At 65.1% G+C, this 25987-nt stretch carries 25 protein-coding genes; 18 read left to right on the top strand and 7 right to left on the bottom strand.

The genetic code is table 11. The features are described 5' to 3' along the window. The first annotated feature begins 6 nt into the window (after window positions 1-6). From QCE63_RS25640 to QCE63_RS25575, 14 genes are all read left to right on the top strand, one after another. Window positions 7-807 (top strand): ABC transporter ATP-binding protein, encoded by an 801-nt coding sequence (locus QCE63_RS25640; RefSeq protein ID WP_309836977.1) that lies wholly within the window; start codon window positions 7-9, stop codon window positions 805-807. Continuing rightward, a complete protein-coding gene (locus QCE63_RS25635) occupies window positions 804-1643 on the top strand; it encodes an ABC transporter permease (RefSeq protein WP_309836975.1) in 840 nt (279 codons plus the stop codon). Before QCE63_RS25640 ends, QCE63_RS25635 begins: the two co-directional genes overlap by 4 nt. Beyond that, a complete protein-coding gene (locus QCE63_RS25630; protein ID WP_309836972.1) occupies window positions 1640-2536 on the top strand; it encodes an isocitrate lyase/phosphoenolpyruvate mutase family protein in 897 nt (298 codons plus the stop codon). Before QCE63_RS25635 ends, QCE63_RS25630 begins: the two co-directional genes overlap by 4 nt. 33 nt (window positions 2537-2569) lie before the next feature. Then, a complete protein-coding gene (locus QCE63_RS25625) occupies window positions 2570-3574 on the top strand; it encodes a DUF6282 family protein (RefSeq protein WP_309836970.1) in 1005 nt (334 codons plus the stop codon). 32 nt (window positions 3575-3606) lie between these two features. Continuing rightward, on the top strand, window positions 3607-4698 hold the full coding sequence (locus QCE63_RS25620; RefSeq protein WP_309836968.1) for a TauD/TfdA family dioxygenase: 1092 nt from the start codon (window positions 3607-3609) through the stop codon (window positions 4696-4698). Between the two features lie 49 nt (window positions 4699-4747). Continuing rightward, entirely contained in the window at window positions 4748-5515 is a 768-nt protein-coding gene (locus QCE63_RS25615; protein WP_309836966.1) for a glutaredoxin domain-containing protein, read from the top strand. A 236-nt stretch (window positions 5516-5751) separates the two neighbouring features. Next, window positions 5752-6891 carry a porin gene (locus QCE63_RS25610; RefSeq protein WP_309836963.1) on the top strand — a complete coding sequence of 380 codons (1140 nt, stop codon included), beginning with the start codon at window positions 5752-5754 and terminating at the stop codon, window positions 6889-6891. A gap of 194 nt (window positions 6892-7085) precedes the next feature. Then, the gene (locus QCE63_RS25605; protein WP_309836961.1) at window positions 7086-7358 is read left to right on the top strand and encodes a DUF4148 domain-containing protein; all 273 of its coding nucleotides are present in this window, start codon (window positions 7086-7088) and stop codon (window positions 7356-7358) included. A gap of 286 nt (window positions 7359-7644) precedes the next feature. Continuing rightward, the gene (locus QCE63_RS25600) at window positions 7645-8937 is read left to right on the top strand and encodes a gallate dioxygenase (protein WP_309836959.1); all 1293 of its coding nucleotides are present in this window, start codon (window positions 7645-7647) and stop codon (window positions 8935-8937) included. Between the two features lie 22 nt (window positions 8938-8959). After that, entirely contained in the window at window positions 8960-10309 is a 1350-nt protein-coding gene (locus QCE63_RS25595; protein WP_309836957.1) for an aromatic acid/H+ symport family MFS transporter, read from the top strand. Window positions 10310-10327: 18 nt separating this feature from the next. After that, window positions 10328-11353, top strand: coding sequence for an amidohydrolase family protein (locus QCE63_RS25590; RefSeq protein ID WP_309836955.1), 1026 nt, complete (start codon window positions 10328-10330; stop codon window positions 11351-11353). 2 nt (window positions 11354-11355) lie between these two features. Continuing rightward, window positions 11356-12039: a 4-carboxy-4-hydroxy-2-oxoadipate aldolase/oxaloacetate decarboxylase gene (gene ligK / locus QCE63_RS25585; protein ID WP_309836953.1), complete on the top strand. Its 684-nt coding sequence runs from the start codon at window positions 11356-11358 to the stop codon at window positions 12037-12039. A gap of 8 nt (window positions 12040-12047) precedes the next feature. Then, window positions 12048-12743, top strand: a complete 696-nt coding sequence (locus tag QCE63_RS25580; RefSeq protein ID WP_309836951.1) for a substrate-binding domain-containing protein — start codon at window positions 12048-12050, stop codon at window positions 12741-12743. Beyond that, window positions 12740-13129 (top strand): hypothetical protein, encoded by a 390-nt coding sequence (locus tag QCE63_RS25575; RefSeq protein ID WP_309836949.1) that lies wholly within the window; start codon window positions 12740-12742, stop codon window positions 13127-13129. Before QCE63_RS25580 ends, QCE63_RS25575 begins: the two co-directional genes overlap by 4 nt. A gap of 12 nt (window positions 13130-13141) precedes the next feature. Here the strand turns inward: QCE63_RS25575 and QCE63_RS25570 are convergent, their stop codons facing one another. Next, entirely contained in the window at window positions 13142-14242 is a 1101-nt protein-coding gene (locus QCE63_RS25570; RefSeq protein WP_309836947.1) for an NADH:flavin oxidoreductase/NADH oxidase, read from the bottom strand. Window positions 14243-14347: 105 nt separating this feature from the next. Here QCE63_RS25570 and QCE63_RS25565 point away from each other — a divergent pair, with 105 nt between their 5' ends. Continuing rightward, window positions 14348-15265, top strand: coding sequence for a LysR family transcriptional regulator (locus QCE63_RS25565; protein ID WP_309836946.1), 918 nt, complete (start codon window positions 14348-14350; stop codon window positions 15263-15265). A 65-nt stretch (window positions 15266-15330) separates the two neighbouring features. Here the strand turns inward: QCE63_RS25565 and QCE63_RS25560 are convergent, their stop codons facing one another. From QCE63_RS25560 to QCE63_RS25535, 6 genes are all read right to left on the bottom strand, one after another. Next, window positions 15331-16887 (bottom strand): methyl-accepting chemotaxis protein, encoded by a 1557-nt coding sequence (locus tag QCE63_RS25560; RefSeq protein ID WP_309837337.1) that lies wholly within the window; start codon window positions 16885-16887, stop codon window positions 15331-15333. A gap of 267 nt (window positions 16888-17154) precedes the next feature. Next, entirely contained in the window at window positions 17155-18117 is a 963-nt protein-coding gene (locus QCE63_RS25555; protein ID WP_309836943.1) for a glycosyltransferase family 2 protein, read from the bottom strand. A gap of 152 nt (window positions 18118-18269) precedes the next feature. Beyond that, window positions 18270-18776, bottom strand: coding sequence for a lipocalin-like domain-containing protein (locus tag QCE63_RS25550; RefSeq protein WP_309836941.1), 507 nt, complete (start codon window positions 18774-18776; stop codon window positions 18270-18272). Window positions 18777-18843: 67 nt separating this feature from the next. Next, window positions 18844-19269: a hypothetical protein gene (locus tag QCE63_RS25545; RefSeq protein ID WP_309836939.1), complete on the bottom strand. Its 426-nt coding sequence runs from the start codon at window positions 19267-19269 to the stop codon at window positions 18844-18846. Further along, window positions 19270-21234, bottom strand: a complete 1965-nt coding sequence (locus QCE63_RS25540) for an RICIN domain-containing protein (RefSeq protein ID WP_309836936.1) — start codon at window positions 21232-21234, stop codon at window positions 19270-19272. A gap of 26 nt (window positions 21235-21260) precedes the next feature. Continuing rightward, a complete protein-coding gene (locus tag QCE63_RS25535) occupies window positions 21261-21818 on the bottom strand; it encodes an SCO family protein (RefSeq protein WP_309836934.1) in 558 nt (185 codons plus the stop codon). A gap of 504 nt (window positions 21819-22322) precedes the next feature. Between QCE63_RS25535 and QCE63_RS25530 the strand changes: the two genes are divergently transcribed. The 3 genes from QCE63_RS25530 (at window position 22323) to QCE63_RS25520 (ending at window position 25964) form a co-directional block, all read left to right on the top strand. Further along, on the top strand, window positions 22323-23987 hold the full coding sequence (locus QCE63_RS25530; RefSeq protein WP_309836932.1) for a pyrrolo-quinoline quinone: 1665 nt from the start codon (window positions 22323-22325) through the stop codon (window positions 23985-23987). A gap of 72 nt (window positions 23988-24059) precedes the next feature. After that, the gene (locus tag QCE63_RS25525) at window positions 24060-25280 is read left to right on the top strand and encodes a helix-turn-helix domain-containing protein (RefSeq protein WP_309836930.1); all 1221 of its coding nucleotides are present in this window, start codon (window positions 24060-24062) and stop codon (window positions 25278-25280) included. Between the two features lie 45 nt (window positions 25281-25325). Then, window positions 25326-25964, top strand: coding sequence for a glutamine cyclotransferase (locus tag QCE63_RS25520; RefSeq protein ID WP_309836928.1), 639 nt, complete (start codon window positions 25326-25328; stop codon window positions 25962-25964). Window positions 25965-25987: the final 23 nt, after the last annotated feature.

The following is a 25987-nucleotide window of genomic DNA, read 5'->3' as shown; positions in this document are numbered from 1 at the left end:
ATTCGAATGAGCACACCCAACGCACTCTCTCGCAACGAGACCGCCGCGCTGCACATCGACGGCGTGTCGCAAACCTATCAATCGAAGAGCGGCCCGGTCCACGCGCTCGACGACGTATCGTTCAGCATCGACAACGGCAAGTTCATCGGCCTAGTCGGTCCCAGCGGCTGCGGCAAGTCCTCGCTGCTGATGATGATGGCCGGCCTGCTCGCGCCGAGCGCGGGCTGCATCCGCGTGGGCGAGCGGCGCATCACGCAGCCGGAGCCGGAGGAAATCGGCGTCGTGTTCCAGGAGTCGAGTCTTCTTCCCTGGAAGACCGCGCTTGAAAACGTGGAGTTTCCGTTGGAGCTACGCGGCATCGATGTGACGACGCGCCGGCCGCTCGCGCGCGAGATGCTGGCGCGCGTCGGGCTGAAGGATTTTCTCGACCGCCGTCCGCACGAACTGTCCGGCGGCATGAAGCAGCGCGTGGCGATTGCGCGCGGCTTCTGCCAGAACCCGCGCGTGCTGCTGATGGACGAACCGTTCGCCGCCCTCGATGAACAGACTCGCCTCTCGCTCGGCGACGAACTGCTGTCCATCTGGGAGCAGCATCGCAAGACTGTGGTGTTCGTCACGCACAGCCTCACGGAGGCGGTCTATCTGTGCGATGAAGTCGTGGTCATGGCGGCGCGTCCGGGACGCATCATCAAGCGCATCCAGATCGACCTGCCGCGTCCGCGCACCTTCAAGACGATGGCAACCGCGCGTTTCGGCGAACTGCGCGACGAGATCTGGGAACTCATCCGCACGGTGGAGCACGCATGATCTCGCCGCCCCTGGTCCGCACGAAGCACGCGCCCGCCGCCGCAGAAGCAGCAGCCGAACGCGCGCCGCGCCGTCCCGCGCTGAGTGCAGCGGCGCTGCGGCTCGTCTGCATCGTATTGCTGCTTGCCTTCTGGGAACTGGCGCCGCGTCTCGGCTGGGTGCCCGAAGTGATGCTCGCGCCGCTGTCGTCCACGCTCGTGGCGGGCTTCGCCAACGGTCCGATGTTCGCAATGAACCTCGTGTCCACGGTGGCCGAGATGACGGCCGCGCTGGCCATCGTCTTCGTGGTGGGCGGCGCGTGCGGGCTCTTGCTCGGCAGCGTGGCCGTGCTGCGCGACACGCTGCTGCCGCTGGCGTCGTCGTTGTATGCGGTGCCGCTCGTGATCCTCTATCCGCTGCTGACGGCGTGGATCGGCATCGGCATGGAATCGAAGATCGTGTTCGGCGCGGTCTACGGCTTCTTTCCGATGCTCCTCGCCACCGCCGCCGGCGTGCGCACCGTGGACCGGCAACTGCTCGTGGCGGCGCGCAGCATGGGCGCGCGTCGCATGCAACTGGTGCGCCACGTGATGCTGCCCGCCGCGGTGCCCTCGGTGCTGTCGGGCATGCGCCTCGGCAGCGCGATGACGGCCATCGGCGTGGTGGTCGCGGAGATGATGGCCGCGACGTCGGGCATCGGCTTCGTCATCACGCAGAACCGGACGCTCTTCAATACCCCCAACGTCTATTTCGGCGTGCTGCTCGTGCTGGTGCTCGCCGTGGCCCTCGATCAGCTCGTCAATTTCCTGCAACGGATCGCGTCGCGGCGCTATCCCCAACCTGAAAACAAGTCATGAAATCTGCATCGCATGCCAGCGTGTTGCGCGAACGCCTGCAACGGAAGGACATCGTCGTCGTGCCGGGCGGCGGCTCGCCGCTGGAAATCCGCATGATCGCGCGCGCCGGTTTCGAGGCCGCGTATCTCAGCGGCTATGCCACGGCGGCGTCGCGCTACGGCGTGCCGGACATCGGGCTGGTCGCGTATGGCGAAATCGAGAACGCCGTGCTCGCCACGACGCGCGTCGCCGACGTGCCGCTGATCGTCGATTGCGACACCGGCTACGGCGACGTCACCAACATGATCCGCACCGTGCAGGGCATGGAGCGCCTGGGCGTGGCCGCGATACAGATCGAGGATCAGGCGTGGCCCAAGCGCTGCGGCCACATGGACGCGAAGATCGTCGAGTCGCGCGAGGTCGCGTTGCGCAAGCTGCGCGCCGCGCTCGAAGCGCGCAGCGATCCCGACACCGTGATCATCGCGCGCACCGATGCACGCGGCCCGCACGGCATCGACGAAGCGCTCGAACGCTGCCGCATGTTCCGCGACGCGGGCGCGGATGTCGTGTTTGTCGACGGGCCGCAGTCGCTGGAGGAGCTCGAGATCATCGGACGCGAACTGGCGGGCGGGCCGCTGGTCGCGAACATGTCGGAATCGGGACTCACGCCGCTGCTCTCGGCGGCGGAATTGCAAGAGCTTGGCTTTGCCATCGCGCTGTTCCCGAGCAGCACGGTGCGGCTGACCGTGCGCATCGTCGAGGACTTCCTTGCCGATCTCAAGCAAAGCGGCGATTCGCGCGCGTGGGTCGAGCGCATGGCGAGCCTCGCAGAGACCAACAGCGCGCTCGGCATCGAGACGATGCGCGAGTTCGAAGCCCACATTCTCGCGGACGTGAAGAAGCGTCTCGACTAACGAACGTAGCGAAAGATACAGGAGACCCCACGCATGACATCGAACTACTATCCGTATCCGCCGGGCGGCGCCACCGCCACCGACCGCATCCTGAAGGGCGCCATCGACCTGCATCATCACGGCTTCCCGGAGATCAGCTTCGAGGCGAAGACCCGTCTGGAAGACATCGACGAGATGTCGATTGCACGCAATGCCGGCATGCTCGGCATCGTGCTGAAGTCGCACATGTTCCCGACCGTTGGCCGCGCGTATCACCTGAGCAACATGGTGCCGGGCATCGAGATCTTCCCGAGCATCACGCTGAATTACGCGGTGGGCGGGCTCAATCCGCTGGCCATCGAAAGCGCGGCGAAGCAGGGCGCCAAGGTCGTGTTCATGCCGACCTGGAGCGCCGAGCATGACATCGAGCGCGGCGGCATGAGCCGGCACCTGCGGCATTTCCTCGACCGCGCGGAAGGCACGCTGCGGCCGGGCAAGGGCATCCGCCTGACGGGTTCCAACGGCAAGCTGCTGCAGGAAACGCGCGAGTGTCTCGACTGTGCGCGCCAGTACGGCATGACCATCTGCACGGGACACGTTTCGCCGACGGAGTCGATCGCGCTCGCGCTGGAAGCGAAAGACTACGGCATCAACGAAGTGATCTTCTCGCATCCGGACAGCAACTCGGTGGGCGCGAACCGCCAGGAGATCCGCGACATGTGCGCGCTCGGCGCGGTGTGCGAATTCTGTGCGCTCGGCTGCCTGCCGCCGCTGATGCGCATGAAGCCGAAGGACTTCGCGGATGTAGTGGGCGATATTGGCGAGGACAAGGTCATCCTGACGACCGACTACTTCTTCGAATGGTCGCCGCCGGGTCCGGAAACGATGCGCATGCTGATTGGCACGTTCCTCGCGCTCGGCATGTCCGAGACGGCGGTGCGCAAGATGGTGCGCGAGAATCCGGCGCGCATGCTCGGCATGGATGCGGACCGGCTCGCGAAGCTCGACGCCGAACAGGACGCGCACCGTGCGGCACTGGCTGCGCAGGCCGAGCATTGAGCGAACCCGGAACATAAAAGGAGACGAGCTTCATGATTCAGCAGGTTGCAAGCCGCGCGGGCTGGAAAGGACTGGATCTCGCGCAGACCGACGCGTGGTTTCATCGTTTGCCGGAAGATGCCATCGCCGATTTCGAAACGGCGATGCGCACGGCGGTGGCATCGGGCAAAGCGCTGTTCGATCTCGGCGTGGAGGACTTTCCGCTCGGCGCAGCCGGCCGCGCCGCGCTCGCTGTCGTGCATGACGAGACCCAGCAGGGACTCGGCGTGATGGTGTTGCGCGGCTTTCCGGTGGCGCGTCATGAGCCGGCGCATCTGCGCCTGCTGTTCTGGGGGCTCGGTCTGCACATGGGCGTGCCGCGTCCGCAAGGCAAGCAGAGCCAGTTCATGTCCGATGTCACCGATGCGGGCGGCACCTACCGCAGCACCACGGGACGCGGCTACAACACGAACTCGAAGCTCGACTTCCATGCGGACAATGCGGACATCGTCGGACTCATGTGCGTGAACGCGGCGAAGCGCGGCGGCGAGAGTCTGATCGCGAGTTCGGTGCATGCGCATAACGTGATGCTTCAGGAACGCCCCGATCTCGTCGCGGTGCTGTACGAGCCGTTCATCTTCAGCCGGCAGGGCGAGCAGGCGCCGGAGGAAGGGCTGTGGTACGAGTCGCCGGTGTTCTCGGTCACGGAAGGCCACTTCGCGTGCCGTCATGTGCGCAACCATATCAAGGGCGCGCAGGACGGCTTTCCCGACTTGCCGCGCCTGACGCAGGCCCAGACCGAGGCGCTCGATCTCTTCGATCAAATCCTCGCGCGCGAGGACGTGCGCTTCTCGATGCATCTCGAACCCGGCGACATCCAGTTCCTCAACAACCATACGCAACTGCATTCGCGCACCAGCTACGAAGACTGGCCGGAACCGGGACGCCGCCGTCTGCTGTATCGTCTGTGGCTGGCGATCCCCGATGCGCAGCCGCTCGCTCAAGGCCTCCTGCCGACTTACAAGGACGTGGCGAGCAAGGCGGTGCGCGGCGGTTTTCGCGGCGTGAACATCACGGAGGCGACGCGCGCGTTCGAGGCGCGCATCGCCGCGCATCACGACATGGCGATGCGCATCTACGACTAGCGCGCGGTTCGACGTCGCGCGATGCAATGCAACGCAACGGAGGAGACTCATGACCGATATCGCGACGAGTGCGCGCATCAAGGTTTTCTGGCAGCCGGGCTGTTCGTCGTGCCTGCGCACGAAGGAGTTCCTGACCCAGCAGGGCGTCGAGTTCGAATCGCGCGACGTGCATAACGACCCGCAAGCGCAGGCCGAGTTGTTCGCGCTCGGCGTGCGCAGCGTGCCGGTGGTGTCCATCGGCGCGCGCTACACGTTCGCGCAATCGCTCAAGGACGTGGTGAAGTTTCTCGACCTGCGCACGACGCTCGCCGAACCCTTGCCGCCGCGCATGCTGGTGCAACGGCTCGACACGGTGATGAGCGCGGTGTCCCGTTACGTGGTCCAGTTCGCGCCGGAGCATCTGCACGAACCGTTTCGCGATCGGCGCCGCACGCCGGCGCAGTTGTGCTACCACGTGTACCGCATCGCCGAGATGGGCATGGAAGCGTCGCAGGGCATGCTGCTGCGCTTCGAGAGCTTCGACGAGGTGCCGCCCGAGACCTGTACGGCGGATGACATCCGCCGCTGGGGCGACGACGTGCATCGCCGCTTCGATGCATGGTGGGCCGCGGAAACGGACCCCGAGGTGAATTACACGGTGCAGACCTACTACGGCACGCGACCCTTCCACGAAGTGCTGGAACGCACGGCATGGCACGCCACGCAGCACACGCGGCAGATCATGTTGATGCTGGAGAGTCATGGCGTGACGCCGGATGGGCCGTTGACCAAGGCGGATCTGGAAGGCTTGCCCGTGCCGGATGAGGTATGGGGATGACCTAGCGATCGTCGCGCCGTCCGTTCTGCATGGTTTTCCGGTCTTTCAGGCCGGAATCTGCCTTAACCATTCCTTCAATCGGCACGCAGTTTTATTCAATATCGACGCCTTCTCCTGCTGGCAGAATTTGTGTGCGTTACACACACACATGAAAAGAACGAGATCCACCCCTGAAGGCGATTGCTGTCGCGCCTGCGGGGTCAAGTACGGGTCCCGTCAAGGAGACAGCGTCGATCATGAATTACCGGACCGCAGCGTTGGCCTGCGCAGCATTGATGAGCATCGTTCCCGCGTGGGCGAATGCGGAAGGCCAGACGTCGAGCGCACCTCTGCCGTTGGGCGGAAGCTCGGTTACCATCTATGGCCTGATCGATCAGGGCGTGGAGTTCGTCAACAACGTGGCGAACGGCAAGAACGCCACCACCAATAGCTGGCGCACCGGCGACGGCACCGCCACGTCCTACTTCGGCATTCGCGGGGTCGAGGATCTCGGCGGCGGCATGCGGGCCATCTTCGACCTGCAAGGCGGTTTCCAGCCGACCAACGGCGCCTCGCGGCAGGGCGGCCGTCTGTTCGGACGTCAATCCTACGTGGGCATCGACGGTAAATACGGGCGCCTCACCTTCGGCCGCCAGTACACGATGCGCTTCTATGGCGTGTCGTTCATCAACCCGTTCGGAACGGGTGCCCAAGGCATCACGACGCTGGACAACGGCATTGCCAACGCGCGGGCCGACAACTCGGTGAGCTATCGCTACTTCCTCGGCGACTTCGAAGGCGGCGTGAACTACAGCTTCGGCCGCGATGCCGTGGCGGGCAACAGTTCGGTCGCCACCAATTGCCCGGGGCAAACCACGCCGTCGAACCAGTGCCGGGAATGGTCGGCGCTGCTCAAGTACGACGCGCATACGTGGGGCGTGGCCACGTCCTACGAGCGCAACTATGGCGGCACAGCGGCGACCTGGGGCGGTCTCACCTCGCCCGACAAGGCCGATGCCCGCATCACGCTGGGCGGCTACGTCAAGTTCCATGGAACCAAGCTGGGCGTCGGCTGGATACGGCGTCTCGACGACGGCATCGCCACGCCCCGAAGCAATCTGTTCTGGGTATCGGGAACCGTGCCGGTGAATCCGTTCTTTCATATTGACGGCATGGTGGCCCAGCTCCGATACGATCAATCACCCAACAAGGCGCTCATCGAAGTGCTGCGCGGCGAGTATCTGTTGTCCAAGCGGACCTTGCTCTATCTGACCGGCGAACACATCAACAACTCGGGCAACCTCGCACTCGCGGCGACCACGTTGTCGCCCACCGCGAGTCCGCCCGCCGGCGGCGGCCAGATCTCGATCATCGCGGGTATCCGGCATATCTTCTGAAGCGTCATGATGCTGTCGCGAACCTGTCCGCGAAGGTTCAACCGCATGACGCCGCGCTGACTTCCCCGTGCGGTTGACCGCCGGGCGATCACCATTGCCCGCTCCGGCATTTACCCTGCCCAGGCGCGCTGCTAAGCTTTTCCCACGAGTGAAGTACAACGTGGGCGCAGCGCGCCGCTACACAGGGGTTTGCCATGAAATCGCTCATGAGGGTTGTCATTGCGCTGGCCGTTGCGGCTCCGGCCATCACGTTCGCGCAGGCAATTTCACAGTCTCTTACCCGCGCGCAAGTACGCGCCGACCTGGTTCAGGCCGAGAAGGCCGGCTACAGCCCGACCGCCTGGGCCTATTTCCCCGAAGGCGAAATGCAGGCCGCGGAGTTTCACAAGGCAGCGCATCAGGCTGCTGTCGGTGGATATGGGGCGGACTGGAACGGGGTGTCGCAGGCGGGATCGATTGCCCGTTAATCGGCGGAACTTGCACGGGGTGCGCGGATCGTGGATTCCACAGCCGTCCTTGCGTCCTGCTTCACCCGTCATCTGTTCTGTTTATCGCGGCACGCGGAGAACGGCGCGTGAGAAACTGGCGCCGAGGCTTGTCGGAGCGGCCTTCCACACGCGTCCAACCGCTTCCATAAAACCTATCTTCTGGTTAACGCGTAGTCCCTGACAGCGCGCTATCTCCGCTACCCTTCGACTTCAGTTTTCCCTGAAGCACGCCCGCCCGGCGACGCATTTCGAAGGAGTAGCGCACATGGCACGGATCATTGGCGGCATCGCCGCCTCGCACACGCCGACAATCGGTTTCGCGTTCGACAAGAACAAGCGCGACGATCCCGTCTGGGCGCCGATCTTCGAAAACTTCGCGCCGCTCGCGGACTGGCTCGCGGAGAAGCAGCCCGACGTCATCATCTCGATCTACAACGACCACGTCACGTCGTTCTTCTTCGATCACTACTCCGCGTTCACGCTGGGCGTCGGTCCCGAATGGAGCGTCGCGGACGAAGGCGGCGGGGCGCGCGACCTGCCGCCGATCAAGGGCCACCCGGAACTGGCCGCGCATATCGGCACGTCGCTGATGAGCGACGAATTCGACATGTCGTTCTTCCAGAACAAGGCGCTGGATCACGGCTGCTTCTCGCCGCTCTCGATGCTGTGCCCGCACAAGCCCGCGTGGCCGGTCAAGCTGGTGCCGCTGCAAATGGGCGTGCTGCAATTGCCGGTGCCGAGCGCGCGCCGCTTCTACAAACTCGGGCAGGCGCTGCGTCGCGCGATCGAGAGCTATCCGGAAGATCTCAAGGTAGCGATTCTCGCAACCGGCGGTCTCTCGCATCAGGTTCACGGCGAACGCGCGGGCTTCAACAACACGGAGTGGGACGCGCGTTTCCTCGATCTCTTCGAGCGCGATCCCGAGCAACTGGCGGACATGACGCTTGCCGAGTTCGCCACGCTCGGCGGTTATGAAGGCGCCGAAGTCATCATGTGGCTCACGATGCGCGGCGCGCTGTCGGCGAATGTCGTGTGCAAGCATCGCAGCTACTACCTGCCGTCGATGGCCGGCATCGCCACGGCGATCTACGAAGGCGAGGGCAGCGAGACGAAGCCCGCGATCATCGAGCGTCATCGCCAGAAGATGGCGGTGCAGCTCACCGATGTCGAGCAACTGGAAGGCACCTATCCGTTCTCGATCGAAACCGCCGTGCGCGCGTATCGCATCAACGATTACCTGCATCGCATGGTGGAACCCGCGCATCGGGAAGCCTTCAAGGCCGATGAAGAAGCGAGCTTCGCAGCGGCCGGTCTTTCCGATCAGGAACGCGACCTGATCCGCCGTCGCGACTGGCGCGGCCTGCTGCACTACGGCGTCATCTTTTTCATGCTGGAAAAACTCGGCGCGGTGACGGGCGTATCGAACCTGCATATCTATGCCGCCATGCGCGGCGAAACCCTCGAAGAATTCCAGAAGACCCGCAATGCGCCCGGTGCGCTGTATTCGGTCGCGGGCAAGAGCGCCGACAAGCTCGACTGGGACAAGACCAAGAACTGAACGACACGTGGAGGAGACAGACATGACCAACGGTAAAACCATCGACATCAAGCGCTTCATCGACGAGCGCCCGATCTCCGCGTACCAGTGGCTGCTGGTGGCGCTGTGCTTTCTCGTCGTCGCGGCGGACGGCATGGACGTGGCCATCATGGGCTTCGTCGCGCCCTCGATCATCGCGGACTGGCACATCTCGCGACCCGCGTTCGGGCTCGTCATGAGCGCGGCGCCCCTGGGCCTCGTGATCGGCGCGCTGGCGGCGGGACCGGCTTCGGACCGCATCGGCCGCAAATGGGTGCTCATTACCTCGGTATTCCTGTTCGGCGTGTTCACCATCGCGACCGCGTTCACGAACTCACCCGCCAGCATGGCGTTGCTGCGCCTGTTGACCGGTATCGGCCTCGGCGCCGCCATGCCCAACACCACCACGCTGCTCTCCGAATACGCACCGCAACGCAAGCGCGCGCTGCTCATCACGATCATGTTTACGGGCTTCAATCTCGGCTCGGCGCTGATCGGCTTCGTCGCGGGCGCGTTGATTCCGGTGCATGGCTGGCGCTCGGTGCTGATCTTCGGCGGCGCGTTGCCGCTCGTGTTGATTCCGCTGCAAATCTGGCTGCTGCCCGAGTCCGCGCGTCTGCTCGCCGTGCGCGGCGCGACCGCGCAACGCATCGGCAAGGTGCTGGGCCGCGTGTGCGGTGCGCGCTTCGACGGCAACGAAACCTTCGTGTCGCAAGAGCCGCCGCTGCCCACCAAGAGGCCCATCGGCGTGCTGTTCTCGCACGGCTATGGACTGTTGACCGCCGCGCTGTGGGTCACGTATTTCATGGGCCTGCTGGTGATCTATCTGCTGACCGGCTGGCTGCCGACGCTGATGAAGGACGCGGGCCTCACCGTCTCGGCGGCCGCCAATGTCACCGCGATGTTCCAGATCGGCGGCACGATCGGCGCGATCCTGGTCGGCTGGATCATGGACCGGGCGCGGCCCGCGCCGGTCATCAGCGCCGCCTATCTCGGCGGGGCGGTCTGCGTGCTGGGTCTTGCATGGATCGGCGCGCTGTCGTCGTCGCTGGCGGTGATGGTGTTCGCCGCGGGCTTCTGCATGAGCGGCGCGCAGACCGGCCTCAACGCCTTCGCGCCGAGCCGCTATCCGACCGTCGCGCGCGCCACCGGCGTGAGCTGGATGCTCGGCATGGGCCGCTTCGGCAGCATCTTTGGTTCCGCATTCGGCGGCGCGCTGCTGGGCCTTGGCTGGGAATTCGGCGCGATCCTCGCGATGCTCGCCGTGCCCGCCACGCTCGCCGCCATTTCGATTCTGGTCGCGCAACGCACGCATGTTGATGAAGCGCATGCGCAGACCACTGCAGCACACTAGTCCCTGGAGCAATAACGGATGATCATCGACATACACGGCCACTACACCACCGCGCCCAAGGCGCTCGAAGCATGGCGCAACCGGCAGATCGCCGGCATCAAGAGCCCGGCGGAGAAACCCGCTGTCTCCGAACTGCGCATCAGCGACGATGAACTGCGCGAGTCGATCGAAAGCAATCAGCTGCGCCTGATGCGCGAGCGCGGCCTCGACCTCACCGTGTTCAGCCCGCGCGCGAGCTTCATGGCGCATCACATCGGCGACTTCGAGGTGTCGAGCACGTGGGCCGCGATCTGCAACGAGCTGTGCCATCGCGTGAGCCAGTTGTTTCCCGACTCGTTCGTGCCGGCCGCGATGCTGCCGCAAAGCCCCGGCGTGGATGTCGCGACGTGCATTCCCGAACTGGTGAAGTGCGTCGAGCAATACGGCAATGTCGCGGTGAACCTGAACCCGGATCCGTCGGGCGGACACTGGACCAGCCCGCCGCTCTCGGACCGCAGCTGGTATCCGCTGTACGAGAAGATGGTCGAGTACGACATCCCCGCGATGATCCACGTCAGCACGAGCTGCAACGCGTGCTTCCACACCACCGGCGCGCATTACCTGAACGCGGACACCACGGCATTCATGCAATGCCTGACCTCCGACCTGTTCCGCGATTTCCCGACGCTCAAGTTCGTGATCCCGCATGGCGGCGGCGCGGTGCCGTATCACTGGGGCCGTTTTCGCGGTCTCGCGCAGGAACTGAAGAAGCCCTTGTTGAAGGATCATTTGCTCAACAATGTGTTCTTCGACACCTGCGTGTATCACCAGCCGGGCATCGACTTGTTGACGCGCGTGATCCCCGTCGACAACATCCTGTTCGCGAGCGAGATGATTGGCGCGGTACGCGGCATCGATCCGGAGACCGGACATTATTTCGACGATACGAAGCGCTATGTCGAGGCCGCGCAGATTGAGCCCGAAGCGCGCTACAAGATTTATGAAGGTAACGCGCGCCGTGTATATCCGCGTCTGGATGCGGCGCTCAAGGCAAAGGGACGTTGATCATGTTTGAACTGGGAGTGGTGTATCGCAACATCGAACGCGCGGATGCGGAAGCGGCCGCGAAGCTCTGCGCGCTCGGCTCGGCCACCGTGCATGAAGCGATGGGGCGCGTCGGCCTGATGAAGCCGTATATGCGGCCGGTGTTCGTCGGCGCGCAAGCCAGCGGCACGGCGGTGACCGTGCTGCTGCAACCGGGCGACAACTGGATGCTGCACGTCGCGGCCGAACAGATCCGGCCCGGCGACATCGTGGTCGCGGCCTGCACGGCGGACTGCACGGACGGCTTCTTCGGCGACCTGCTCGCCACCAGCTTCAAGGCGCGCGGCGCGACGGGGCTGATCATCGACGGCGGCGTGCGCGACGTGCGCGTGCTGACCGAGATGAACTTCCCGGTCTGGAGCAAGGCCATTTCGGCGAAGGGCACCGTGAAGGCGACGCTCGGCTCGGTGAACGTGCCGGTGGTCTGCGCGGGAGCCTTGGTGACGCCGGGCGACGTGATCGTCGCGGATGACGATGGCGTCGTCGTGGTGCCGGCCGCGGTGGCGCGTCAGGTGCTCGACAAGGCGTCTGCGCGCGAGGCGCTCGAAGCCGGAAAACGCGAGAAGCTCGCGAGTGGCATACTCGGCCTCGACATGTACAGCATGCGCGAGCCGCTCGAACGGGCGGGTCTGCGCTATATCGACTGATTCGAGCAATGACCGATGTTGCACTGAACGGCCTTTCATCGATGGCCACGCGCCGTCTGCTCGACGAGCTGGCCGCGTCCTTCACGACGCATTCGGGCCGGCGCGTCGCCATTGAGTCCGTGGGCGGCGTGGCGGTGCGCAAGCGCGTCGAGGAGGGCGAGGCGACGGATATTGTCGTGCTGGCGTCGAACGTGATCGACCAACTCGCCACGGCGGGTCACGTCGATGCACAAAGCCGCGTGGCGCTCGCGCGCTCGGGCGTGGCGGTTGCCGTGAAGGCCGGGGCGCCGCATCTGCGCGTGCACGATGAAGCCGTCGTGCGCGAAGCGGTGCTGGCGGCGCGCAGCATCGGTTATTCGACGGGTCCGAGCGGCGTCTATCTGACGCAATTGTTCGAGCGCTGGGGCATTGCCGGGCGTATCGCGGCGCGCTGTGTGCAGGCACAGCCGGGCGTCGCCGTTGGCACCTTGATCGCACGCGGTGAAGTGGAACTGGGATTCCAGCAGTTGAGCGAGATGATCGGGATGGCGGGCATCGATGTGCTCGGCATGCTGCCGGCGTCCATCCAGACGCTCACGGTCTTCACGGGCGCGGTCGCAGCCACGGCGAGCGCGCCCGCACTCGCACGCGAGTTTCTCGCTTATGCCGCGTCCCCCGAAACCGATGCCGTCAAGGCGCGTCACGGCATGGAGCCGGTCCGATGAGCACGCAACTGAGCGAACGCTGTCGCGCGCAGCTTTACCGCGTGCGCATGGCGACGCCTGCTGCGCTGGTGATCTTCATCCTTGCCGAGAACCGCGAAAGCGCGACGCGCCGCGCACGCACCGCGTTGTCGATGCTGCGCGACGTGCCACTGCACGAATCGCGTGTGGAAGAGGCGTTGTCGTTCGCTGAACTGGCGCGGGTGGGCGTCAGCGAGGATCGCGATCTGCGCGTGTTCGAAGACAGCGCGCACGACGGCCCGGTGAACGCCTGGCTCACCGCGCCGCTCTTTCTCACCAACGACAGTTCATTGCTCGGCAAGTGGGCAGAGTTGTATGCGGACCTTGCGGCGCAGGCGGCCCACGCCGCGATCCGCAAGGCGCGCTAGCCGAAGCTGCGGTCACTCGGCGACGGCGTAGCGCTCGAGCCAGTGCGCGTACGGCGCAGGCAGCGCCCACGACGGCTTTTCGACCTTCAACTGCTTCGCCGCGTGATACGGCCAGTGCGGATTCGAAAGATGCGCGCGGCCGATCATGACGAGATCGAGCTGCCCCGACTCGACGGCGTGTTCCGCGTTCGGCGGCGAATCGAAGCCCCATGCCGACGCCACCGGAATCCCGGCCTCGTGCCGCACGCGTTGCGCCACCGGCCCGAGGAAAGCCGGACCCCACGGAATGCTCACATCCGGCGTGGAGAAGCCCACGCTCACGCTCATCAGGTCGAGTCCCTTGCCGCGCAGGGTCTTCGTCAGTTCGATCGATTCCGCGAGCGTGACCTCGTCGCGGCCGTCGTATTCGATCACGCCGAAGCGCGCCGTCAGCGGCAGGGTCTCGGGCCAGACATCGCGCACGGCGTCGAAGGTCTCGACGATGAAGCGGCTGCGGCCAGCAAGATCGCCGCCATATGGGTCGTCGCGCTGGTTGGCATCGACGGAGAAGAAGCTCTGCGCGAGATAGCCATGCGCAAAGTGCAGTTCGAGCCATTCGAAGCCGGCCTCGCGGGCGCGGCGCGCGGTGGCGGCGAAGTCCGCCTTCACACGCGCAATGTCGTCGAGCGTCATCGCCGCGGGCACCTTAGGCAGACCGCCGCCGAACGCTATGGCGGACGGCGCCAGCGTGTCCCAGCCGCGCGCGTCGCCGGCTTCGATGTGATCGTCACCTTCCCACGGACGGTTCGCGCTCGCCTTGCGTCCCGCGTGCGCGATCTGGATGCCGGGCACCGCGCCCGCCGCCTTGATGGCCGACGCAATCTGCTTCATGCCTTCGATCTGCGCATCGTCCCAGAGGCCGGTGCAGCCCGGCGTGATGCGTCCTTCCGGCGACACGGCGGTCGCCTCGACGATCACGAGGCCCGCGCCGCCGCGTGCAAGGCTCGTGTAATGCGCGAGGTGCCAGTCGTTGACGAAGCCGTCGATGGCGCTGTACTGGCACATCGGCGGGATCGCGATGCGGTTGCGCAACGTGACGTCCTTCAATGTGAAGGGAGTGAAAAGTGCTGACATCCGGAGTTTCCTGAAAGCGATCTAGTGAGTTGAGACATCAGAGATTACCCTTAGGTCGTTATAATTAAAACTATCTGTCGATTATCGCTTCAATAAGATTTGGTAATGCTCAATCCCCAATGGCTTCGCACCTTTCTCGCGCTCGTCGAAGTCGGCAACTTCACGCGCGCGGCTGAACGGCTGGATCTCACGCAGGCCGCCGTCAGCCAGCATCTGCGTCATCTCGAAGATCAACTCGGCTTGCTGGTGGTGCGCCGTCCGCGCGGCATCGAATTGACGCCTGCGGGCCGCGCGCTGCTCGACTATTGCAGCGAGATGGAACTGGCGGACAGGAGGCTCGCGTCGCGTCTCTCCGACCAGGAAGACGAAGCGGGCGAGGTCGGGCTGATCACGCCCGGCAGCATCGGACTGGTGCTGTTTCCGCTGCTGCTCGATCTGCAGCAGCAGCGGCCCGAATGGAAAATGCGGCATCGCTTCGCGCCAGATTCCGAAGTGCTCGAAGCCGTGCTGGAGAGCCGTTACGACCTGGGCATCGTCGCGTTGAAGCCGGACGATCCGCGTCTTGCCGCGAGCCGGTTCATCGAGGAACCGCTGGAACTCGTCGTGCCCGCGCATGAAGAGGTGCACGAATGGAGCGATCTGGAACGGCTCGGCTTCATCGACTATCCCGAAGCGCACGCCACCGCCAGCCGTCTGCTGAGCCGGCGCTTTCCGGGCAATCCCGGCGTCGGCAGTTTGCGGCGGCAGGGCTTCAGCAATCAGATCAGCCTGATTCCCGAATTCGTCGCGCGCGGGCTCGGCTTCACGGTGATTCCGCGTTATGCGCGGATTGCGTTTGGACGGGCGGAAGAGATTGGCGTCATGGAGTGCGGCGCGCCCGTCATCGATACGCTGTGGCTCATTCATCGCGCCGAATGGCCGCTGCCCGCGCGTTGCGCGCGCACCGTGGAGTATCTGCGCGAGCGCGTCTCCGTGCCGGTCATCAAGTGCGAAGCGAAGCGCAAGCGCGTGCTCAAGGTCTGAAAGCAAACGCGGCTCGCGTTCCCAGCCGGAACGCGAGCCGCATGTCACCGCGTAAAGGGAAAGGCTCAGGCAGTTGCGCGCATGCCTTCGTCTTGCAGACGGAAGGTTTCCACCGCCGTGCGCAACGCGCCGGCCTGGTCTTCGAGCGATTGCGCCGCCGCCGCCGCTTCCTCGACGAGCGCCGCGTTCTGCTGCGTCACTTCGTCCATCTGCGTGACGGCGCGGGCCACCTGATCGATCCCACTGCTCTGTTCCTCGGATGCCGCCGCGATCTCGCCCATGATGTCGGTCACGCGCTGGACGGCGGTGCTGATTTCGGTCATCGTGCGGCCGGCTTCATCGACGAGCGCGGTACCCGACTGCACGCGTTCCACCGAGTTGTCGATCAGTTCCTTGATTTCCTTCGCCGCCGCCGACGAGCGTTGCGCGAGCGAACGCACTTCGCCTGCCACCACGGCGAAGCCGCGTCCTTCTTCACCGGCGCGCGCCGCTTCCACTGCCGCGTTCAATGCCAGGATGTTCGTCTGGAACGCAATGCCTTCGATGATCGTGATGATGTCCGCGATCTTCGACGAGCTCTGGTTGATCTCGCCCATCGTGGTCACGACTTGCGAGACGACCTGGCTGCCCTTGCCGGCGATGTCCGAAGCATTGGCCGCGAGCACGCTGGCCTGACGGGCGTTGTCGGCGTTCTGCTTCACGGTGCCGGTCAGTTCGTCCATGCTCGATGCCGTTTCCTGAAGCGCCGAGGCCTGCTGCTCCGTGCGGGAAGAAAGATCGATGTTGCCTGCCGCGATCTGCTTGGTCGCCGATGCAATCGACTCGCTGCCGCCGCGTACCGTGCGCACCGTATCGATGAGGCTCGACTGCATGGCCGCGAGGCCGCGCAGCAACTGGCCCATTTCGTCGTTCGACGTGATGGTCACGCTGCGGCGCAGGTCGCCCGACGCGATGGCGTCGAACTGCGCGAGCGCGGCGTCGAGCGGACGGGAGATGCGGCTGCGCAGCGAGATCCACGTATAGAACGCCGCGGCCACGCCCACCAGGATCGCAATGATGCTGACCGTGCGGAACAGGTCGAAGGTCGACTGGCCTGCGTCGTACGCCTGGTTCGCCTGTTCGAACTGCAGCTTGCGCAGGTCCACGCCCGCTTTCGCGAACTGGTTGAAGGACGCTTGCATGGCGCTGGCGTCGTCGATGATCTTCGCCTGGTCTTTCGCGCGAATGTCGGCGTAGCCCTGGTCGATCAGCTTTTGCAACGAGAGGCGCTCTTCGTTGAACTTGTCCGCGAGCGGCTTTTCGCCCGGTCCTTGCGGCAGGCCGGCGTACTTGGTCCAGGCGTCGTCGGAGATCTTGCGCATCAGCGCGCCCCGGCCGATCGCATCTTCCGCGGCGGGCGTGCCGACGTTGAGGGCAGCGCGATCGAAGCTCAGCCGCTCGCGCGCCATGAACATTTCGGCGTTGCCCACCGATACGGCGCTGGGCATCTGATTGGAGAACAGGTCGTGCGTGACCGTGTTGGAGCGGCTCATGCCGATCAGTCCGACCACGCCAATCGCGATCAGAAGCGCGCTCAGCATGGTCATGGCCAAGGCCAGACGGCCTTTGATGGTCGAAAACATAGGTATCTCTAGGTGGGCTGCATCGTTGGGCGCGGGGCGCGATGGCGGACGAAGAGGCTCGCCCGTCGCGCGGCCGATGTTGTTCATCAGCCGCTTATATATCGACAGCGAAACGATGCCCTTTAGGACACGATGGCGCGGGAATGCGTAGCGGACTGAAAAGGTCAGTGTTAACAAGGACTTCTTGTTTTTATAAGGGTTTGCCCGGAAGCGTCGCGGGAAACCTTGCAAAATGTTCCGCACGGTCATTCGGAATACGCGACGTTCTCAAGGAAAGCGCGGTGCCCCCGAACGTTGCCGCACGCGCCGTGCAAGGAGCGCTCGCGCAATCAGGGCGAGATGGAAGTAGAGGCGCGGGCTGAGCCCATAACCATAGGCATCCGGATGAGCGAGCGCGGCGCGCGGCGCATCCTGTCGCGCACGCAGCGAGACGACGATCGGCGCGAGCCTGCGCAACGCCATGGCGCGAGCCGGTTCGAGCGCGGGCTCGAGAGGCAGACCGAGCACGAACGAATAGGCGACGAACGCGGCCGCGCACGGCGACAAGCGGGTGCTGTTCGAGATGGAGAGGGCGGTCTTGCGGTAATACGACACGTACTCGTGCAGGTAATAGACATGTGACGCCGCGAGACACAACTCGACGCCGAACACGAAGTCGCAGCAGGCCGCAGCGTCTTCGCGATAGCCGACGCGCCGGACCAGCGGCGCGAGCGCCATCCAGCCATTGTTGGGAAACATCTGCACGAGGCCGGTTCGTCCGGCGAGCGGTTGCATGCCGCGCGCGTCCCGCGTGCGATGAAACGCGGCATTGAGCGTGGCGCTGCGCTGCGGGTCGATGACACCGGAGACATCGACTTCATGCTGGTCGCCGAACGCGACTTCGAGATGCGGATAGAGCTCCCACAAGGACGCCAGCCGTTCGACGGCGGTCGGCGCGAGGTAATCGTCGTCGTGAATCAGCATGAGCAGCGTGCCGGTCGCGCGTTCGAACAGGCTCGCGACATTGCGCGCCTGGCCAAGCGGCGGATCATTGCGGACGTAGTGGATGCGAGCGTCGTCCGCGTAGTGCGCGTCGATCAAGCGCCGCGTGGCGTCGTCGCGGGAATCGTCGCCGATCAGGATCTCGATGTGCGGATAGCGCTGCGCCAGACACGAATCGAGACATTCGACGAGCAGTTCCGGCCGGTCGCAGCTTGGCAGGCAAATGGAAACGGTCGGTGCGCTGGCCATGTCGTCCCTTGTTGTCTTTTGTTATCCGGATGAAGATCCGCCCTTTTTTCAGCAGATGCTTCATCATGCGAAATGTTTCGCGAATGTCAGCAAGGTAGAAGAAAGACGAAAAAAAATAATGAGAAAAAAATGGCTCGAAGGACTTCCAGGATTTATTGAGCTTGCGAAGCGTGGACCCGTTCGAATATCAGCACGCCGATTCCCTCGCGCCCGTCCACCGGGCTCTTGTTCGGTTCGGTCTTGATGGTCAGGGTGTCGCCGGAGAGGCTATAGAAGCGCACCTGATCCGTGCCAATGCGCCGGCCGTCCCATTCGATGTCGATGTGATGGATGACCTTCGCCGACGACACGTCATACGTGCCGCCGTAGGCCAGCATCGCCTTGTGAAGTGCAATGCGCTCTTCGGCGGACGGCTCGGCCTTGGGTCGCGGCTGCTCGCCGGAAACGAAGAGCGCCAGCATCCGGCCATCCGGGGAATAGGTGAGATAGCCGTCGGGATGATCGCCCAACTGGTTGTATCGCTCGCCGGTGCCTGCCACCTCGCGCACGAACGACTTCAGGCGCCAGGTGCCCAGCAGCGGGTTGGAATCGGCCCAGGCGAGGCTCGACAGGCACAGCGTGAGTAGCATGACGCGGATAGCCGTGAACGTTGCATGCATGATGGACTCCTTTTTCAGGCGTGTGCCACGGACCATGCGGCTGGAGCGCGGCCGGACGCATCCACACTCATCGGCTCGTGACAAAGCGCCACAGCGCCGCACATTCGGCATCGTTCAGCCGATAGCGCGGCATCGCCTTGCGCAGCAACACGCCAGCCGGATCGACGCCGTCTTCGAGCGCACGGCAGAATGCCGCCGCGTCATAGTGGCTCAGCGGTCCGCCCCGGCGACGCGTCTCGCCGAGCAGCGCGTCGTGTGTCAGCGGCGGCGCAAAGCTTGCCGAGGCGGGCGTTGCGGCGTGGCAATTGATACAACGGGTCGTCGATGAGGGCAACGCACGACTGTCGTCGCGCAGATGAGCGTTGAGTGGATGTTCGCCGGTGAAGATCGCACACCCGAGGTCGCCCGGTCCGCATGCCTGCTGCGCATGAACGGAGAGGGCGAGACAAGCGAGCGCAAGACCGCTCGCGACGTCACCGCGTAGCCGCCTCATTCAATGCACGCGCAACACGCGCGCGACGCTCGGCACGCCCTTCGCGTTCAGCGCGAACAGCATGTAATAACCCGGCACCACGACGCCCGGATCGGCGGGAATGTTCAACTGATATTCGCCTGCGGTCCCCACGCTGTACGACAGCGGCACGCGCCGTTGCTCGTTGTTCAGCGAATGCGTGACCGACGACGAACGCATCAGCGCGAAGGCGTTCACGCCCAGGCTGGCGTTGACGACGATCGTGGTGCCGAGTTGCGCGTCGGTGGGCGCGGACGTCAGGCTCGGACGCGACGCGGCGGACCCGTCCGCGTTGAGCAGATACGGCGGCGTCAGGATCTCCACGTCGGTGTGATTCGTCGCGCAGGTGCCGCACAATCCACCGCCTCCGCTCAGCACGCGACCATCGGTCAGAAGCAGCGCGATGCTGTGATACGTGCGCGGCACGGCCTGCGGGTTGAGCGGCGAAAAGGCGTTCGTGGCCGGGTCCCAGATCTCTGGCGTGAGGACGGCGTTGTCATCCGAGAACGGCGCCGCGAACGTCTGCCCGCCGACCACGACGACCTGTCCGTTCGGCAGCACCACGCTGTTGTTGAAGGCGCGCTGATAGCTCATCGGCCCAATGGTGCGCGTCACCGCCGTGCCGCTGCTGATGTCGATGAGCGTCGCGTTGGACGTCGCCTGCGACTGGTCGTAGCTCGGCGCGCCGCCGACCGCGAGAATCTTGCCGATGTCGTACATGACGGCGTTGCCGTTCATCGCGTCGTTGTCGTTGCCGCGATTGCCCGCCGCGCTGACGTTGCCGTTGCCCGCCGTGTCGAACCAGTGCATCGCGCGGCTCGGTCCCGCATGAAACACGCGCCCGTTGCCGACCGCGAACAGCCACGCATGATTGTCGGAGCGGAAGATGCCGGCGGCGTCGTTGGTGAGGATGATGTCGTCGGTGATCGCGCCGTTGACCTGCCAGCCCGAACCCGGCGACCACGTTTCACCCGTCTTGCCGCCGAGGCCGCCGTTCCACGAGCCGCCCACCAAAAACACGTTGCCGTTACTGAGTGTCACGCTGCCCTGATAGCCGCGCGGGATGTTCATCAGGTTGCTCGTTGACCACGCGTTCGTCGAGGGCGAATAGATGCTCGTCTTGCGCGTGTTCGATCCGCCCGTCACGATGATCCGTCCGTCCGGCAAATTGGCGATGCCGGGGCAGAACATGTCGTGTCCGGTGTTGGTCACGATCATCTGCCGGCTCTTGCCGGTCGAGGGGTTGAAGATCGCCGTGTAGGTCTTGCCCGGCGTGACTTCGCCGGTGGTGAAGTTGAGCGCGCTGTCGGCGGACCAGACCAGCACGGTGCCGTCGGGCAGATTGGCCGCCTGCACCGGCACGAGCGGCAGCGTGATGGGCGCCGTCCATTTCGAAACCAGGGGCGGCTTTTGCGTCGGCAAGCCGCCGACGTTCCAGGTTTGCCCGGCGCTGCCGTCGCATACCTGCTGGGTCAGTTGCGGGCCCTGCGTGGTCGTGCTCGACGTGCTCACGCACAGGCCGCTTTGCTGCACGACGATCGCATAGCCTCCGCCTTGCGGCACCATCGTGAAGGCTTGATTAGGGCCACCGCTGCAGGGCCACTGGATGATGACTCCGCCGGGGTTCAGGCTGCGCCCCGAGACGTCCATGCACAGGTTGCTGTTCCGGTTGATGAGGTTATAGCGGGTGCCGGTGGCCGAGGGAAGCCACTGCTGGTTTGCGCCGCCCCAGCAGGTCCACGAAAGTATGGGTGCGCCCTGCGTGACCTGTGCGCCGCTGACATCGGCGCACAGGTTGGTGCCGTTCACGGTGAGCGGGCCATAGGTCTGCGCGCGGACCGTGGCCGGCAGCCATGCGAGGACCAGCGGCAGCACGACAGGCAGCAGCACGCGCATGCAGCGCCCGAGCCAACTCAATACGTTCTTCTTCGAACGGATGTCTCGCATGATCTGCTCCCCGTTGGATGAATCCGCTATGCACGTGCAAGTGCGCCGAGTACATCGCAGACGTCATCGACGCGTGGCAGGTCCGCGCTTCGCCAGCGCAGCGTCGCGCCGGTATCGAAGCAATAGACCTGCGTCGAATGGTCCGCGAGGTTGCCGAGGGGCGTCTTGCTGCCCGACAGCGTCACGCGCATCGGGTCCACATCCGCCAGCGCCGGTGTCGCCGCATTCCACGCGGGGCCAGCCTCGAAGCGGGCAAGCCAGGCGCGTAACGCGGCGGGTGAATCGGAGAGCGGATCGATTCCAATCGATAGCAATTGCACGCGGCGAGGCGCCTTGATTCGTGGAATCCGTTCCTGGACCGCGCTGAAGAGCGCGCCTTGCAGCGGACAGACCGTGCCGCAGCCGGTATAGACCGTCTGCAACGCCGTGACGCCCCCATGCAGCCAGGCACTCAGACGACGCTTCGCGCCGTTCTGATCGACGAGCCAGACATCCTCGAGGCGAACGGGCGGCGTGACGAGTCCCGGCCCGCCGTGTTGCGCATGAGCGAATGAAGGCGTGATGCCCGAGGCAAGTGCGGCCATGCTCCCTAGCAGAGAGCGTCGGGTCCGCGAGGGAGCACACCCATGCACGCCGGAATCCATTTGATTTCGTACCCTGGCTGACTTTCCGAAGCCGTGTTGGTCGACGGCTTCACGATCCCCGTCGAGAGAACTCGGGGTGGAGGGAGTTTCGAAAGACCAGCCTGATGAGCGCGAGACGTGCTGAAAAGACTCTGGATCGAAGGTTAGCAATCCGCAAAGGGATTAACCGTTCGGTAAGCGAATTGAATGGGGAATTATGTGCACTCGGGCACATTCGATTTCGGTGCCTGAACAATGTGTAGCGAAAGTGGTGCGCACCACGCGTGTGCCCCTTGTCAGAACCGAACGTTCGGCGAAGCGAAATCACCGGCTTTCGTCCACCATCGCGGGTTGCGGGGATCGATCAGGACACAAAAACACGGGGCATTACGATTGCTTTACTCAGACACCGTCGTCCCCGACGTCGCGTGGTCCGTCCATGCCTTCCGCTGAAGGAGATTGCAAATGAATGCGCGTTTATCCGCCTGTACCGCCGCACTCGGCGCCGTGCTGATCACGGTAATCATCGGCGCGTGCAGCGGCGGCGACTCCGGCGGCGACCCGGCTTCGGCCGTCAAGGCGCCGGCCAGCGTTTCAAAAGCGAGTACGAATGCCGCCGCCAATCCCATGGACGTCCTCACCTGGCACAACGACATTGCCCGCACCGGTCAGCAATTGGCCGAGAAAGTCCTGACCCCCGCGAACGTCCGTTCCAATACCTTTGGCAAGCTCGCCATTTTTTCCGCCGATGGCGCCGTCGATGCCCAGCCGCTCTTTCTTGCAAGCGTGCAGATCGCGGGCGGCACGCATAACGTGGTGTACGTCGCGACCGAGAACGCGAGCGTGTATGCCTTCGATGCCGACAGCGGCACGGTGCTCTGGCGCGTCTCGACGTTGCGTAGCGGCGAGAACCCGAGCGACGACCATAACTGCAACCAGATCACGCCGCGCATCGGCGTGACGGCGACGCCGGTCATCGACCGCACGCGCGGGCCGAATGGCGTGATTTATGTCGTCGGGGTGTCGAAGGACGGCGGGGGCGCCTATCACCAGCGCATCCACGCGCTCGACCTCACCACCGGCGCCGAGTTGTTCAACGGCCCGACGGAGATCCGCGCGACCTATCCCGGCAATGGTTCAGGCAGCGTGAACGGCACGCTCACGTTCGATCCGGCCCAGTACGTGGAACGCGCGTCGCTGCTGATGCTGAACGGCGTCATCTATACCGCGTGGACTTCGCATTGCGATTTCCTGCCCTACACCGGCTGGGTCATGGGCTACGACGCCAACACGCTGCAACAGGCGAGCGTGCTGAACGTCACGCCGAACGGCCAGATGGGCGCAATCTGGATGAGCGGCGCGGGCCCGGCATCGGACGGCGAGGCGATCTATCTGCTCGATGGAAACGGCACCTTCGATCCCACCCAGAACGAGCACGAGATGCCGAACAACGGGGACCATGGCAACGGCTTCCTGAGGCTGAATCTGTCGCCGCTGCGCGTGCAGGATTATTTCCAGCCGTCGAACACGATGCAGCTCACGAACGAGGATGAAGACCTCGGTTCGGGCGGCGCGATGGTCCTGCCGGATTTCGTCGATGTGAACGGCAACGTGCGTCATCTCGCGGTGGGCGCGGGCAAGAACGCGACCATTTATGTCGTGAACCGTTTCTCGATGGGCAAGTTCGATTCGAACGCGGATCACATCTATCAGGAGCTGGTCGGTCAGATCAGCGGCGGGGTGTTCAGCGCGCCCGCCTACTTCAACAACACGGTCTATTTCGGCGCGGTCGGCGACAGCATCAAGGCGTTCTCGATCTCGAACGCGTCGCTGTCGCGGACGCCGACGAGCCAGACGTACTACACATTTGGTTATCCGGGCGCGACGCCGGCCATTTCGGCGAACGGCACGGCGAACGCCATTTTGTGGGCGGCGGAAAACGGTGCCACGGGGGTCTTGCGCGCATACGACGCGACCAATCTCGGCAACGCCCTCTACAGCAGCAATGACGCCGGCGGCCGGGACCAGTTCGGCCCCGGCAACAAGTTCATCACGCCGATGATCGCGAACGGCAAGGTCTACGTGGGCACCAAGAGCGGGGTGGCCGTGTTCGGCTTGCTGGGGAGATAGTCGGGCCCGGGACGGTGGTAGATTGGTCGCCGACAGCCACCGTCCGGGAGTGACCCGCGTGCCGGCATTCGCATGGATTCGTTGATCACCGCCGCCGCCCGCGCGCTCGCGGCGGGCGATCCGCTGGGCGCGTTGAACCGCATCGCGTTGCGCGAGGATGCCGGCGCGCTCGCGCTGCGCGGCATCGCGATGGCGCAGCTCGGCGACTTCGCGCGCGCCCGGGTGCTCGTCAGGCGCGCGGCACGGGCCTTCGGCGCGAAAGAGGCGCTGGCGCGCTCGCGCTGCGTCGTCGCGGAAGCGGAGATCGCGCTGGCGTCGCGCGATCTGGGCTGGCCGGAGAAGACGCCGCATCAGGCGCGCGCCATCCTCGAAGCGCACGGCGACACCGTGAACGCCGCGCACGCGCGCTATCTCGACGTGCGGCGCGCGTTGCTGCTCGGCAAGCTCGATGCCGCCGGTCAGATGCTCGCCAGCCTGAATCCCGCGCCGCTGCCTGCGGCGCTGCGCACCGCGCACGAGCTGTTTGCAGCGGGGCTCGCGCTGCGCCGTCTGCGCACGCGCGACGCACGCGACGCGCTCGGGCGCGCGCAGGACGCCGCGCAGCAGGCGGCCATTCCGGCGCTCGCGGCGGAAGTCGAGAGCGCATGGCGCCTGTTGCGGACGCCGGCCGCGCGCCTCATCGCGTGCGACGGCGAACGGCTCCTGCTGCTCGACGATGTAGAGGCGCTGTTCGCCTCGCAGACGCTCGTCGTGGATGCGTGCCGTCTGTGCGTGCGTGAAGCGGGCAGCGCGGTATCGCTGGCGACGCGTCCGGTGCTTTTCACGCTCGTGCGCATGCTCGCGCATGCGTGGCCCGGCGATGTCCCGCGCGATGCGCTGATCGCCCGCGCATTCCGCCTCCGCGAGGCCGACGAAACGCATCGCGCGCGCTTGCGCGTCGAGATGGGCCGGTTGCGCGCGCTGTTGCGGCCGCATGCGCGTATCGCCGCCACGCCGCGCGGTTTCGCCCTGATGCCGCTCGGCGCGCGGGAGGTCGCCGTGCTCGCGCTGCCGGTCGAGGACCAACACGCGCCGCTGCTCGCGCATCTCGCCGACGGCGAAGCGTGGTCGAGTTCCGCGCTGGCGCTTGCGCTGGGCGCGAGCCAGCGCACCGTGCAGCGCGCGCTCGATGCGCTCGCCGCCGCGGGCAAGGTGCAATCCTTCGGGCGCGGCCGGGCGCGCCGCTGGACCACGCCGCCGATGCCCGGATTCACGACCGTCTTGTTACTCCCTGCGGCGCTGGCAAATGACTAGGATGAAGCCGTTGTCGCTCATTCACTCATTCGGGAGGACATTGACATGAAACGCGCGAAGGCGGAAATCATCCGCGAATACGGGCCGTTTGCCGGCGTCGAAGGCGTGCACGGCGTTACCTGGGACGGCGAGAACGTATGGTTCGCCGCCGGCGAGTCGCTCAATGCGTTCGATCCCGCCACTGGCGAGCCGCGCCGCTCGTTCGACCTCGCGGCGCACGCGGGCACCGCTTTCGACGGCAAACACCTCTTCCAGATTGCCGAGAACCGCATCCAGAAGATCGATCCGGAGAACGGCCGTGTGCTGGCCACGATTCCTGCGCCGGGCAACGGCGGCGACTCGGGCCTGGCGTGGGCCGAAGGCACGCTGTGGGTCGGCGAATACAAGGCGCGCAAGATCCATCAGGTCGATCCGCAAAACGGCGCGGTGTTGCGGACCATCGAATCGAACCGTTTCGTCACCGGCGTCACGTGGGTCGGCGGGGAACTCTGGCACGCCACCTGGGAGGGCGACGAAAGCGAACTGCGGCGCATCGACCCGCAATCCGGCGAGGTGCTGGAGCGGCTCGACATGCCCGAGGGTGCGGCTGTGTCGGGGCTGGAATCGGACGGCGGAGAGCGCTTTTTCTGCGGCGGCGGGCGGACCGGCAAGGTGCGTGCGGTGCGCCGGCCGAAGCGCGAGTGAAGGGCGGGCCGGTTCCTTGCTGC

Source organism: Caballeronia sp. LZ065 (assembly GCF_031450975.1).
GTDB lineage: Bacteria > Pseudomonadota > Gammaproteobacteria > Burkholderiales > Burkholderiaceae > Caballeronia.
Note: the sequence above shows the minus strand (reverse complement) of the source record. Positions and strands in the feature narration are given on the sequence as shown.